Below are 15,066 nucleotides of genomic sequence, written 5' to 3' on the forward strand. Positions count from 1 at the left end.
CGGCCTAACTGAACGACGTTGGCACTAGACGGCGATGAGCAGGCCCGGGGCCGCGCTTGGGTCCTTCACTTCGCGCAGGTCATGGGCGGGTTCCTCGTTGATCTTGCTTGACTGACCTCTTCGGGAAGACAGGCGAGGTCGCGCTCGTCCCCGTCTCCTGGGGCTCCTCGTGCTGGCTGAGATTGTTGTTCGGAGGCCGATCCAGCTAGCCAGGAAGAGGTGCCGCTGTCTCCTTGCCCTGCCTGGTCACAAACTTGGGGCGGTTGATCCGCAGGTCGGGTTTAGTCGACGCGCAGGCTCACCAGCGCGCCGGTCAGTTCCTGTTCGGCGTACTGGTGGGTATCTCGGTCGGCGACCATGACCAGGTAGGCGTCCTGCCCGGTCGGCACGCCGCGGACGGAGAACCAGGATCGGCAGGTGCAGTCCGTGAGCGCGCGGGAGTCGGTGAGCTGACCGGCGGCCAGCCCGCCCGTGGTCGTGATGAGCACGGGGGCGCCGTCGATGACGTCGGCGTGGGCTCCGGTGCCGGCGCAGCCGCCGTGGTCGTCGCGGGTGAAGGATGCGGTGTCGCCGAGGACCACCGCGCCGGAAACCACGAAGGTGCTGGTGGCTGGGCGGCTCGTCGCGGCGGGGGTGGGCGGTCGGCTGTTGTTGAGGAACATGGCGAGGGCGAGTGCGAGGCCCGCAGCGCCGCCGACCCACATCCAGATTGAACGTCGTGAGGTCGCCTCTGGATGCAACGGCTGCATGGGATCCCCTGCCGCTCAGGCCTGCCGGTGTCCGGCGGGACGGTCCGGGGGAGTGTCGTCGAATCTCGCCTACCTCCGCAACCCCGTGGGGGAGAGTGAAGAGGGGGGACAGTCACAAAGCGACCCCTCTTGGTCTTTCCAGATCAATTATCCGCCTTCGGCATTCCGCTGCGGATGCGCGGATCAATCGAAGTCACCATCGAATGGGCGCTGAATGCCTGGTGCCCGGACGCCATTCGCGCCCGGGCACCATGACCTGCCGTATCACGTCATCCGATGACCTTGACCGCCGTGGTGCTCCAGCCGCTGGCCACCTGGTAGCGGGGTCCCCAGTTGATGGTGGCCTGGCCCGGGTAGACCCAGGCGTTGCCGCTCGTGTCGACCGCCACAGCGTCCGGAAGGCCATTGGCGTCGATGTCTGCGATGGCCACTCTGTACGAGCCCCAGCCCGTGCCGATTTGCTTTCGGGCGCCGAACATTGCGAGCCCGGCTTGGCCGGTGTTCGGGTGGAACCACATGTCGCCTGCGGTGTCGATCGAGATGAGGTCGTCGAGTCCGTCCTTGTCGAAGTCGACGGGGTAGATCCGGGAGTTGGACCAGCCGGATGTCTTCACCTGTACCTTGCAGCAGCCGTTCGGATAGTAGAACAGCTCGCCGGTGGAGTTCTTGATGCCGAAGTGGTCCGGTCGCGGATCCTTGTTGGCGTTACCTGCGGCGTGCGTGTAGGCGTTCCAGCCAGTGCCGATTTGGCTGCGCAAAGTCGAGGTGGGCGCGCCATTCAAGTTGGGGTAGGCCCAGAGCAGCCCGTCGCTGTCGACGCCCATGACGTCGGCGAGACCGTCCTGCGTCCAGTCCACGATGTCCCACCGCCAACTGCTCCAGCCTGCCCCGATCTTCACCGGGGTGCCGAAGGTGGACATGCCGGTGTGGCCGGTGTTCGGCCGCAGAAAGAGGCCACCGGAGGAGTCGGCGGTGACGATGTCCGGTTTGCCGTCACCGGTCAGATCGTGCCCTGCGGGAGTCGGGTTGATGACGACCGAGTCCCAGGCCTGTACCAGGGAGAGTTGGCCCTTGAAGTAGCTTCCCACGCTGCTGGCGCCAGTTTTGACGCTGCCGAATCGGAAGCGACTGCCCGCGTTCCAGGTCGTCGTGTGTGCCGCCGAGGCAACATTGCGTCCGTTCACGTAGAGGTACATGTTGCTCAGGTTGCCGACGGCGGGTTTGAAGGTGACCGTCAGTTCGGTCCACACACCCATTCGTGCGGTACCGGCGCCGCTGCTGACGGTGTCCCAGACGGGGCTCGCGACATCGCTGCGGGACATCGCGAAACGCCATGAGCTGTCGCCGGCGTCGGCCCAGAGCTTGAATCCGGCGGTGTTGGTGCCGTCCTGAGACAGAAGGGTGCCGCCTGCCGCGTTGGGCTTCACCCACACCGAGATGGAGAAGCTGCCGTTGGTTGTCACGGCCGGGGCGGCGGTGGTGAGGGTGCTGTTGACACCATCCAGGAGGACGTCGGGTTCGAAGAGGTCTCCCGAATTCCAGGAAGCGGCTCCACTACCAGTCGCCGTCAACGAGCCGACCGCGTCCTTCGCCGGGGTAGTGACGATTTGTCCCTCCACCGCGTCGGTGAAGTGCCAGGCGTGGTTGGCGGTGAGGATCGTGCGGTTAGTTCCGGCGCTGATGGTGCCCGCGCTGCCGGTGAGGTTGCTGACCAGCCATGCGGTGCTCACGCCACCGGCGCCGACCGTCCAGAGGTCCGGCACGCCGTCGTTGTTCATTTCGGCCGCGCGCAGCGTGAGGGTCGCGCCCTTGTTCCAGTCGGAGCTTTTGAGCGTGTAGGGAGTGTAGGTGAGTTGTGCGTTGTCGATGTCCACGCTTAGACCTGTCCACAGGTGCAGAGCACCGGTACCGCGGTTCCAGAGGAACATGGCGGTGCCGGTGCTGGTCTGCGCGGTGGCGATGGTCCAGTTTTTCCAGTCGTCGCCGCCTGCCGGGGTCTTCGTGGTCAGGGTGGTGACCTGTTGGAACTCGGCGGGCGCGGTGGAGGGGTAGTAGGTGAGGAAGTAGCCGATGGTGTCGGTGCCCGAGATGCCGATGAGGTCAGGGTAGGCGGCCCCGCTCTGCCGTGCGTCACCTGCGTTGGCCACCTGGATCGGCGAGGCGTCGAACCCGTCAACCAGCGCCTCACGCAGGATGGTGTACTGCGTGCCATCGACCGTGGGTTGAATCACGGACCCGTCGCCGTTGGCCCGCAACACACTGCCACCGCCAGCGGTAGGCCCGCTCGGGTAGTAGGCCAAAAGGTCTTGGAGGCCGTACCCGGAGAAACGACCGGTGAGCACTTGGGCGCCGTTGAAATCGGTCGGGGACCCGATGGTGGCGAGGCCGTTGCCGCGGGCGCCGATGTTGGTGGCGGGTGTCGGAGGGCCGTCGGACCCGCCTGGACTGAGCCAGATCCCGGGTGGCATCCCGAGGACACCGCCGGCGACAACCAGATCTGCGGCGTCGTCTCCATCCATGTCACCGTCGGCAGCAGTTGCGGCCGGATCCGAGTTGAACGTGACGCTTTCGGAGTCACCGATGTTCCCGCCAGCGGAAACGCCGGTTACCGACAGAGAGTTGGTGTAGCGGGTCGGAAGGATCGAAATGCTAGTCTCGCCGCTGCCGTCGGCGCCCACCTCGACGGCAGGCCCAGCGTTGAGCTGGTAGAGGTACCGGCTCGGAGCGGTGCCATTCGCGGCTTTGACCGTGAAGGTCGCCGGCTGGCCGATGGTCGATTGCGCTGGCGGAGTCACCTCGGGGTGGCCCGGACGGGTGGGGTCGAAGTTGAACCTACAAGGGCTTGACCAGTCGCTCGTCGCGTGGAAGTCGGTGGCCTGGACCTTCCATTCGAAGGTCGTAAGGGCTCCCGTGCCGGGTCCTGTATAGCCAGCGTACTGGCGCAATGTGGCCTGCGGGACGACCAGCACACCGGTCGTGCCGGAGGCGTATGTCAGCTTGTTCGGGTCGGACGTGGCGACGACAGCGCCGTCGCTTTTTCTCGTGAGCCGGAAGGACACGCCGAGCACGCCGCCGTTTCGGTCCGAGACCGGCGCGTAGAGCGAGACCGAGGCATCACCCACGGTCGAACCACCGGCGCAGGTTGTCCTTGGCGAGGTGCTCAATCCGGTTGGCTGGTTGGGCTTGTGGTTGTAGAGGATCTCCAAGGTCGGGCTCGTCTCGAGAAATTCCTTCCAACTCTCCGGGTCGTTGGCTTCGTTGTACGCCTTGAGCCACAGGGTGCGAGTCGATTTCTTCGCGGTGACGTCGCTGCGGATTTGGCTGCTGATGTCGAACGAAACCCCGGAGGCGGCGCAGCCGCTGTATCCGTAGGCGAAACTCTTGGACGCTGCGAGAGGGCCGCTGCTCTGCCCCTCCCAGTAGTTCCACGTGGCATTACTGGCGCCGAGGACCGTGCTGGGGGCGTAGACATTCACCTGCTTGGGCTGGCAGCTCCAGGAGCGGGTATTGGTGATCTTGAAGTACGCCGAGTTGATTTCGGCTCCGGACAGGGTGCTGACCGGGATCGAGAAGTTAATGAGCGTGTTGGAGCGTTGTGAACCCGCGTTGCCTACCTGCATGCGGTTGTAGGGATCCGGGGTGCTCATCCAGTAGTTCGTGGACTGGTGCTGGTAGGAGATGCTGGCCCAACCGCCCCTGCTGGAACCAGCGGGAGTCCAGTTGAAGGTCGGGTCCAGGAAAACCGGATAGACCGTCCTTTCGTCGGTGAGCATGCTCTGGTCGGGAACGAGTTGCAGGGCATCGGAAGTGATGTGGACAGCGATGGGGGCGGTACGTGCGGCCTCGCCCGGACCTTCAAGACCGGACGCATCAGTACTGCGCGCGGCGAGTCCTGCGGTGGAAGCCGCTGTCGAGTCCCACATCAGTGGGGCGGGGGCGGTGAGAACGGCCGCGCCCGAGTGATCCCGCCCGCTAATGTTGCCGCTGCCGTCGGCTTGGAGGGTGAGGCCTTCCGTGCGAGTGGTGAACGTGAGGGTCGCCAACTTCGGATTGGCAGCCGCCCCCGGGGTGTGTACAACGAAGATGTGGGAGAAACCTCCCTCCCGGTTGACCGTGACCGTCAAGTCTACGTCCGGCAGCACGTCAGGATAGGTGGCCGTCGGTCCCGACAATGTAGGTGCGGGTAGGGGCAGCGGCGCACCGATGTTGAGGATCCGGTCGCCTGAGACCATTTCCGCCAAAGGTCCCTCCCCACCGGGCGAGAGCCGGATCTGACTCGTGGTCGTGGTAGGGGTGATTTGCCCATCCGCGTGGCGAATCAGTGTCGGGTCGAGTGTCTTCCACCCTCCGTCCAGCATGGTGCGCGTCGGTGAGGCGTACTGGGTCAGTTGGACTTGGCCGTCGGGACGGGCAGTGATCACCGAGGTCGAGGTGCCAGCCGCGGTCGCCTCAACGGGTTGTCCGCTGCGTCGCGCCTGAGCTAGCGCCTGCTCAACGCCGAGCGGGGCTCCGGAAGCCCGTGGCGGACGTACGGGGAGGGTATCCCCATCGGCTGCGACGGCGATGCCGGGCAGGGTGGCAGCTGCGGCGATGAAGACAGTGACCACGGTGACGGACGAAAGGGCTCTCGTCCGATGCACAGGCTGATTTCCGGGCATGGTGAGGCGACTCCCCGTGTCAGGCGACGCGCCGGTGCGCGTCCGATGGCGGGCACAGTGAACCAGCGATGACCGACTCCGGGAACGGCTCGTCTCACAGAAAGTTGTCCCTTTCGCACTCACTGCGACAGATTTACGAAGTGCACGATGATCTATCGTTATAATTTCGTGACCTGAGTCGGCCGCCGCCATGACACATTGATCGCGCTGCGTGGGTGTGCGACTCGCAACCCTGCGTGGTCTCTTGTCGTCCTTGCTCAGGTTGGGATTACGCATGTTCAGACACGGGGGATCGCGGCTGCTCACGCGTCGCAAGCGGCTTGTCGCACTCGTCTCGGCGGCGACCATCACTGCAAGCACACTGGTCGCGACGCCGGCCACCGGAAAACCGGAAGGCGCAGGGCTGGCCAGTCCTCCGGTTTCGTCGCCTGGCAGAGCCGTGGACGGCGTGAAGCCGCTGCCGATGAAGTTTTCGACCACTCTGGCGAACGCGGCTACGGACAACTACCGACCGACAAGGACCGCGTGGCCGAAGGCCGCAACCGCCCAGGTCGACTTGGGCAGGGCCGAGACCCGCATCACCGGACAGCCGAAGATCAGAGCTACGGGGACGCCGGTCTGGCTCGGCCCGGTGACGAAAGGACGCGCCGCGTACCGCGGTCCGCAACGCCTCGCCGTGCGGGTGCTCGACCGCGCGACCGCGGCAGCGGTCGGAGTGGACGGGGTTCTGGTGAGCGTGACCCCGGAGGGCGCGACCACCGCGACGGACGCTGCCGGCAACCAAACTGTCCGAGTTGGGCTGGACTACGGCTCCTTCGCGGAGGCGTACGGGGGCAACTACGGCTTCCGGCTCAGGCTGGTCCGCGTGCCAGCCTGCGCCCTGACCACGCCGCAGCATGCCGCGTGTCGAGCTGTCCACCCGCTGCCCTCCGTGAACGACGTCGGCGCGAGGACTGTCTCCGCAGAGCTCACGGTGAGTGCCGCCGGGCAGAAGACCGACTCGGCGAGCACCATGCTCGTCGCTGCGGTCGCTGGTGCAGGCGACGAGGGCGGCGCCGGGGGCACCTACGCCGCGACCGGCCTGACGCCCTCCGGGTCTTGGACCGCTGGTGGCAGCACCGGGTCCTTCAGCTACTCGTACCCCATCACGGTCCCGCCGTCGAGGTCGAAGCTGGCACCGCAGCTCGCCCTCTCCTACGACTCGAGCGGCGTGGACGGGCAAACCGTTGCCACCAACGCGCAGGCGTCGTGGGTGGGCGACGGATGGTCGACGCCGCGCAACTACGTCGAGCAGACCTTCGTCTCCTGCAATGACGACCCGGGCGGCAGCCCGTCGCCGAAGGAAACCTATGACCGTTGCTACACCGGTCCGATCCTGACGCTGTCGCTCAACGGCTCGTCGAGCTCGATGATCTGGGACGCCGGGAAGCGAATCTGGAAGCTCCAGAACGACAACGGCTCGGTCATCACCCAGGTCACCAACTCCAACAACGGCAGCGGCACCTACAACACCGACTACTGGCGCGTGACTGAGCCGGACGGCAGCGTCTACGAGTTTGGGCGCAACCGGCTTCCGGGCTGGACGTCCGGCAAGACCGAAACCAAATCGGTCGACTACACGCCGGTCTACTCACCGCACGCAGGTGACCCCTGCTACGACGCGGCCGGCTTCAACGCCTCGGTCTGCACCATGGCGTACCGCTGGAACCTCGACTACGTCAAGGACGTCCACGGCAACGCCATGGCCTACTACTACAACCAGGCCGTCAACTACTACGGGCGCAACGAGGGGGCCACGGACGTCCCCTACATCCGGGACAGCAATCTCGCCCGCATCGACTACGGATTCACCGACGGCAGCGCCTACGGCACCGTGCCGAACCGGGTCGTGTTCAACAGCGGCGACCGCTGCCTGTCCGGCACCTGCCAGCCGCTGAACGACACTACCAAGGCGAACTGGCCGGACGTCCCCTATGACCTGGTCTGCAATCAGGGCACCGACTGCAAATCGTGGAGCCCGTCCTTCTTCTCCACGGTTCGACTCACCTCGATCGAGGCCCAGCAGTACGATGTCGCGGCGGCCAAGCACCTGCCGGTCGACTCGTACACCCTGACGCAGACTATGCCGGCCACCGGGGACGGCACCGCCCCCACCCTGTGGTTGGACTCCATCACCCGGACCGGCCACGACCTCGGCTCCGGTGGTTCGACCACGCCGATCAGCCTGCCGTCTGTGTCCTTCGGGGCTATCAAGCTGCCGAACCGGGTGGACACCGCCGGTGGCTTCCCATCGTTCTTCCGGCGGCGCATCGAGACGGTCACCACCGAGACCGGTTCCTTGATCACCGCCAGCTATGAGCTGCCGGTGCCGTGTACCGCTCCGGTTACCGTGAGCCCTGCTTCCAACACCCGGTCCTGCTACCCGGTCTATTGGACACCGGACGGCCTGACCGATCCGAAGCTGGACTGGTTCCACAAGTACGCGGTCACCAGGGTGACTGCCAGCGACCCGACCGGCGGCGCCCCGGCCACCTCGACCAGCTACAAGTATGTCGGTGGCGCGGCCTGGCGATACGACGACAACGAGGTGGTCAAGGCCAAGTACCGCACCTACGGCCAGTTCCGGGGCTACGCCAAGGTCGAGACCCGCAACGGCGACGGGGTAAACGACCTGCAGACGCTCTCGGTCTCCACCTACTACCGCGGCATGTCGAAGAACAACAACACCACGGGCGTCAACGTCACGGACTCGGCCGGCGGCCAGCACGAGGACCTCGACCAACTTGCCGGTCGGGAACTCGAGACCACCGCGTACCGCGGCGACGGTGGCCCAATCGAGAACTCGACCGTGACCTCCTACTGGGTCTCGGCAGCGACCGCCACCAGGTCGCGGAGCGGCCTGCCCGCGCTGACTGCCAACAAAATGGCCCCGGTTGAGACCTGGACTCGGCAGGCGGTCACCTCCTCGGGGACCACCACATGGCGCTACAGCCAGACTGACAACACCTACGACACGAACGTCGACTCGCCGACGTTCGGCCTGCTCAAGTTCTCATACGACCACACCGTGCCGGTCAACGCCGCGTACGACCGGTGCACCTCCACCTCGTACGCGCCAGCGAACACCGCACTCAACGTCGTCGGCCTGATCAGCCAGATCGAGACCGTCTCCGTGGCCTGCGGCGGCTTCACGCAGGGGACGCCCGCGCCAGTGCCCGGCAGCGTCAACACCCTGACCGCTCCGACCGCAGTCAACCGGCCCACCCAGGTCGTCTCGCACCTGCGGACGTACTACGACGACCCGGCGTTCGATACCACCTTCCCGCAGCCCAAGGTTCCGACCAAGGGCGACGTGACCATGGTCCGCAAGGCGAAGGACTACCTCTCCGGCACCTACGTCTACCAGACCACCGACCGCACCGACTTCGACAGCTACGGCCGGGCGATCGCCACCTACGACGCGAACGGCAACGCGACTACCACGACCTACACCGACAACGCGGTGGGCCTGACGATAGGGATCAAGACGACCAACGCCGAGGGGCACTCCACGTCGTCGACGGTGACGCCGATGCGCAACCTCACCACGGTGCGCAGCGACGTCAACAACGTGGTGACCAGCCGACAGTTCGACGCGCTCGGCCGAGTCAAGGCGGTCTGGGTCGCGTCTCGCGCGACCAGCGCTACGCCTCACTACCGCTACACCTACCTGGTACAGAAAACCGGACCGACCGCCACGACCACCGAGACGCTAAACAACTCCGGGGTCTACGCGTTGTCCACCCAGATCTACGACACCCAGCTGCGCCCCCGGCAAACCCAGGACACCACGCCAGCTGGCGGCCGGATGATCACCGATACGTTCTATGACAGCCGGGGCTGGGTCCGGGCAACTTACAACGGCTGGTGGGACGACAAGAACACCCCCGGCACCACTCCCGTCTACGCCCCCGACCTCGTCAAAAAGGTTTACAACCAGACCCTCAATACCTATGACGGGGCCGGTCGGGCGATCCTCGTGGAAAACGCCCGCGACAACCTGGTCGTCTCCGCCACCCGTACCGTCTACAACGGTGACCGGACCACCGTGATCCCACCGACTGGCGGGACCACGACGGCGACCGTCACCGACCCGATGGGCCGCACCAGCCAGCTACTCCAGTACACGGCCGCGCCGACGCTGGTCAATCCATCGAATTCCTTTACCGGGACGTACTACCTGACCGGCGGCACGACCGTCGCGACGAGCTACGGCTACGACGAACACGGCAACCAGGCGACCCTGACTGACGCGAACGGCAGCACTTGGACCAGCCAATACGACCTGCTCGCCCGGGTCACCAGCAAGACCGACCCGGATGCCGGCACCAGCACCACCAAGTACGACGGCAACGGCAACGTCACCGAGGCCACCGACGCCCGGAGCAAGACGGTCTCGTACACCTACGACAAGATCAACCGGAGGACGGGAAGCTTCGCCGCTGCGGAAGCTGGCCAGTCGTCGGCCAACCAGCTCGGCTCCTGGGCGTACGACAACGACAACGGTGCCGTTCCCGCCATGACGAACCCGGTCGGCAAGCTGACCACGATCACTACCTACCGGAACAACGCGCAGTACATCACCCAGTTCAACGGCTTCACCGCGTTCGGCGAATCCACCGGCGAGTCGATCACCATCCCGGCCGTCGAAGGGCTGCTCGGCAGCACCTACACCTTCGGCCACAAATACCTGGCGGTGACCGGCGCACACTACAGCGACACCTACCAGGCCAACGGCGGGCTACCGTCAGAAACCGTCACCTACGGTTACAAGACCCCATTGGAGCTGCCCAACACGGCCAGCAGTCTGCTCGCCACCTACGCCAACTCCACGAGCTACGACGCATGGGGACGGGTGACCGGCGGTGGCGTCAACGCCAGCAACAGCCAGGCCAGCATTGTCAACACATACGATGACCACACCGGCCGGCTGAAAGAGCGGAAGGTCACTCGGACGACGACGACCACCACCAACGTCGGTCAACGGAACTACGAGTACGATCTGTACGGCAACATCATCAAGCAGGTCGAGACCCGCTACCAGCCCGGCACCACGGCGGAGACCCAGTGCTACCGCTATGACACACTGCGGCAGCTCACGTCCGCGTGGACAGCGACCGACAACTGCGCCGTGACGCCGACCACCGGCAACCGATCGATGGTCGGCAGCGGAATGGGCTCCACCAGCGCCTTCTGGACCGAGTGGATCCTGGATGCCCTCGGCAACCGCAAAAGCCAGACGCAGCGCTCCCTCAGCGGCGGCACCGACACGACCACCAACTACGCGTACGACGGCAACGGCAAGGCCCAACCGCACACCCTGACCAGCACGAGCACCACCGGAGGGCTGACCGGCTCGACGTCCTACACGTACGACAAGTCGGGCAACATGGTCACCCGCACAGCCGGCCCCGGTAGCCAGACACTCACCTGGGACGACACCGGCGAGTTGACCTCGGTCACCGGCGGCACCGACGGCGACAGCAGATTCCTCTACGACGCCGACGGCAACCTCCTGATCCAGAAAGACCCCGGGACCGCCACCCTGTACCTGCCAACCCAGCAGCTCACCCTCAACACCAGCACCAACACCGTCAGTGGTGTCCGGTACTACCCCCTGCCCAACGGCGCGACGGCCATCCGGACCGGCAGCGGCACCAACTACAGCTACCTGATCCCGGACCACCAGGGCAACCCGACCCTCTACCTCAACAACACCGCGCAGATCCCCACCTGGCGCCAGTTCACCCCCTACGGCGGCCCCCGCGGGGCCACCGTCACTGCCCCCGACAACCGTGGCTTCCTGAATCAACCGCTGAACACCAACACCGGTCTTACCCAGGTGAGCGCCCGCAACTACGACTCCACCATCGGTCGCTTCGTGTCGGTCGACCCACTTCAGGACCTGACCGATCCGCAGCAATGGAACGGCTACGCCTACGCCAACAACTCCCCGGTCACGTCCAGCGACCCCTCCGGTCTCATTCCAGAGGACTGTCTGGACCACGACTGCTACGGCTACAGCCCCACGAAGGGCTGCCCGGGCGGGTGCGGCACCCCCGCAAACGAGCACTGGGGCAAGAGCCGGGGCTACTCCGGCAGCGCACCGAAGCGCCGGCACGACCCCAGGATCCTCGGCCACGTAATCCGGGTGCCAGACAACGTGCCACTGGAGGAGTTCACTCGCCGCTGGTTTGACCAGCTGGGCAAAGTGATGCGCTACGAATACACGGACAGCGCGGAGCTCATAGCCGACGACGAGCGTGCGCTCGCTATGAACATCTGCGCCGAGATGGGGAGCCCGGGCGGCTGCAAAGAATGGATCCACGAACTCTGGGATAAACACTTCGATTGGCTAGCGGAAAACGCGCCCCCCGATGAGTTGATAGGCGGCGGGATCGGTGCCCTCGGCGCGGTCGCAGGCGCCGGCCGAGGGCTGCGATCTGGCGGTCCCGGCGGCTGCATGAGCTTCAGCGGCGAAACCGAAGTTGTCATGGCCGACGGCACCACCAAGCGCCTCGACGAGATCAAACGGGGTGACGAGGTCATCGCCACCGATCCGGAGACCGGCGAGCAGGGTCCGAGAGTCGTCGAGCACGTATGGGTGCACCTCGACGAGTTGGTCGACCTCGAGATCGGCGGAGGCGTCCTCACCACCACCGAGGACCACCCGTTCTGGAACCAGACCGACCGCCAATGGCAGCGGGCCGATCAGCTCGACCGCGGCGACTTCGTCCGAGGCCCCGAGGGGCGACTGCAAGAGGTCAACGGGCTTCGCCCGTGGTCGGCGCGTATGGCGCTCGCCTACAACCTAACCGTCAATGAAATCCATACCTACTATGTGATCGCTGGCAACGCGCCCGTCCTCGTGCACAACGCCAATGGCGGTTGTGTCATCTCCGCTCAGGGGTGGAAGCACGTCCAGGATTTCCACAGGCCTGGTGGCGTTGGTGTCGACCGGACTAAAGGCGTATTTACCGGAACCGATGAGGAGGTGCAGGACCTGATCCGCCAGACGGTTCAGCGTGGACGTCCTCGCAGGAATACTCAGGGACGTGATGGGACCGTGTATGAATGGGACTTCGGGAAACCCATTGGTGAGAAGAGTGGGACTCAGGGAGGTGGGGAGGCGCAGCAAGTGCGGGTTGTCGTAAACCCGGATGGTACGTTGCGTACGGCACATCCGTTCTAGCGCCACATTGAACGATAGCCTGTGAAGTGCCGTTCTCGGGGAGCTTCTCAGGCAGACCGACGCGCCGGGCCGAAATTGAGCGTGACGCGTTGGGCTTGGCGATGACACAGACCCGGGTTTGGGTTTGTGTCATCGCTTCCTGCGGACCGATTTCGTCGGCAACCCCTCCCATCGACGGTGACCATGTCACTGTCCGTAGCATTGAGATTGCGTTGCGGATAGCTGCTGACCCGGAGGTCCGCAGCGCGCCGGCGCGGAACGGAAACACCTGTCTGTGATGAAACGCCCTGCAAAAGTGATGCCGCCGCATCTGCGATCGAGGTCTGGCTCCGCCGTCCAATCTAAGATCAGTCAGTGGAATTCTGTGTTGGAAGCATCAAGAGAGGCGCTAGGAGCTGACTTGCTGGCTATCGATTTCGTGATCTTGCCCTTGGACAGGTCGGTATCCCCCCTTTGGCGACCTGGCGACAAGATCGACCTAGGGGCGGTTGCTGAGATGGATCTGAGGTACGAATATTTCTGGAGCCGGATCGAGTTCGATGTAGACGGATTCGATCTTGGTGCCCGATGGGGCAGCATGCCTCTGCTCGACTTTGCCGCCTCAATCAAAAAAGTTCCGGATGCGTTAAATCGGTATGGTGAAGCGGAATTCGACTTTACTGAAAACACGGCCGTTATCTCCTTCGTGCGGCGCGGCGAGTCGGTCGAGGTGAGAGACTCGACATCAGAAGTGGCCTATGAGATTGGAATGAACGAATTGGTGGACGCTGTCAACGTGTTTCTGGGCACGATGGCTACCAGGCTGATGGCGGCCCACCCGGGCATCGCGAAGAACAAGTTCTTCAAAGGGCTGACATCGATGGATTCTTGACTTCGCCACCCTTTGATGAGCATGACCTGCCGCCTCGACTCGGACCTGTCGATGGTGCTGAGGTTAACCCGGAAGGTCACAATTCGGCATTCGAGCAGGGTAAACCGCTACCGGCAATCGTGTGCCGAGATTGGGGGAGCAGGTTGGGAGCAGACGCATGCACTGAACGGCGTTGGACAGCGTCCAACAGCACTGAACGGCATCCAACTGCACCCACTACGACCTGCAAGTTCTCGTTTTCGCAGGTCAGAGTGAACTCGGCGTCCTGTTTCACACGGAGTGCTCCGCGGTTTTGGCACAGCAGTCGACAGCATTCTATGTCCCCTGGTGGGGGAGTATGCGCAGGTCGCGGCGGTAAGGAGCCGCCGGCTGGCCTGGCCTTGCAAGTGGGAGCAGATTGGGTGCAGGTTGGCGAAGTGGTCACCGCGCCCGAAGTGCTCACCGACACCGGGCAGAGCGGAGGGCTCTGAGCTGCGATGATGCGGGCGAGCGGTTCGGCGTGACCTCCCAGAGAAGACCGAAGTGGTCAGGGTTCGCTGCTCCCCGCCTGGCTGGTGCCGGCTGTCGGCCTGGGGCCGGCCAACGTCGATCACGTGGGCCATGCCGCATCGACGTACGGCTTTGGGCGCTGTCGTGGCGGCGTCGGTATGGATCCCGCGAGTTGAGACCCGGATCCCACCGGCAAACCTCTGAGCAGGGCTTCCTGTTCGGTGACCTCTTCGGCGGCGCCGAAGGCGTCAGCGGCGTCCGTGGGTCGTGCTGGCCGGTGAGGGGCTCAACTGTCAATGAGCGGACGTCCGGCTCGCTGACTGGCGGGCGAAGGTGATCCTGGCATCATCGGAGCAATGAGCGACTGGGAGCATTTCCTCCACGAGGTTCCGTGGTTCCTGCCTCCCGGAGCGAGTGTCGTTGTGGGTGAGGCACAGCGGTGGACCCGCGGATCAGTCGGCGGTCTGCCAGAACTCTCGGCGCTGCTGGCCTCGGCGGTCCTCACGCCCGTCTTCGTCGAGGGTGACGTCTACGAGCTGCTGGCATGGGGATCATTGGATGATCGACGGGGATGGCTCTGCCGGCCGCCTCACGACGCGGACAGCGACGGCGTTCCGTGGCTCCACAGGAGCTTCTGGAGCCAGTGCGGTGGGATCGTCGAACGGTTCGGCGAGCCCGACACCTGGTGGAACAATCAGAACGAGGTGCTCACGATTGGCGCGGCGCACGTACGGGTCGGTGAGGTGCTCACCGACTACGCATGGCTATGGGAGGACCGCGGCCTCGAGCTTCCCGTCGATCCCGATGAGTACTACGCCGTGGCTGTGGAGGCCAACGGGAATCTGACGTTGGCGCATCGCGACGACGGGCGGCTCCTTCTCTTTGCGCCAGACCACGCTTTCGCGAATGTCACCCCGTTGGCGGGCTCCCCGCCGTATTCACTGCTGACCATCGATGATGTGCCCGACCTTGCGGCCTGGATAGAGGTATGTGCTGCCGCCTGGCGATAGCAGCTGCCCGACGAGCGCCCCCGTTCGCCGCCCGGCTTTCGGCCGACCAGCGATGCGG

5 protein-coding genes are annotated in these 15,066 nt (G+C 64.9%); 3 read left to right on the plus strand and 2 right to left on the minus strand.

Annotated features, from left to right (window positions below; all coding sequences use genetic code 11):
* Positions 1 to 281: 281 nt before the first annotated feature.
* Together LQ51_RS26705 and LQ51_RS26710 are read right to left on the minus strand one after the other, a co-directional pair.
* Positions 282 to 704, minus strand: a complete 423-nt coding sequence (locus tag LQ51_RS26705; protein ID WP_046570420.1) for a hypothetical protein — start codon at positions 702 to 704, stop codon at positions 282 to 284.
* Between the two features lie 314 nt (positions 705 to 1,018).
* Entirely contained in the window at positions 1,019 to 5,356 is a 4,338-nt protein-coding gene (locus tag LQ51_RS26710; protein ID WP_156313243.1) for a LamG-like jellyroll fold domain-containing protein, read from the minus strand.
* A gap of 325 nt (positions 5,357 to 5,681) precedes the next feature.
* Between LQ51_RS26710 and LQ51_RS26715 the strand changes: the two genes are divergently transcribed.
* From LQ51_RS26715 to LQ51_RS26725, 3 genes are all read left to right on the plus strand, one after another.
* The gene (locus tag LQ51_RS26715) at positions 5,682 to 12,638 is read left to right on the plus strand and encodes a polymorphic toxin-type HINT domain-containing protein (protein WP_082159671.1); all 6,957 of its coding nucleotides are present in this window, start codon (positions 5,682 to 5,684) and stop codon (positions 12,636 to 12,638) included.
* Positions 12,639 to 13,134: 496 nt separating this feature from the next.
* Entirely contained in the window at positions 13,135 to 13,509 is a 375-nt protein-coding gene (locus tag LQ51_RS26720) for a hypothetical protein (protein WP_156313244.1), read from the plus strand.
* An 845-nt stretch (positions 13,510 to 14,354) separates the two neighbouring features.
* On the plus strand, positions 14,355 to 15,008 hold the full coding sequence (locus LQ51_RS26725) for a hypothetical protein (RefSeq protein WP_046570427.1): 654 nt from the start codon (positions 14,355 to 14,357) through the stop codon (positions 15,006 to 15,008).
* Positions 15,009 to 15,066: the final 58 nt, after the last annotated feature.

Origin of the sequence: Micromonospora sp. HK10, assembly GCF_000982955.1 — a bacterium.
Classification (GTDB): domain Bacteria; phylum Actinomycetota; class Actinomycetes; order Mycobacteriales; family Micromonosporaceae; genus Micromonospora.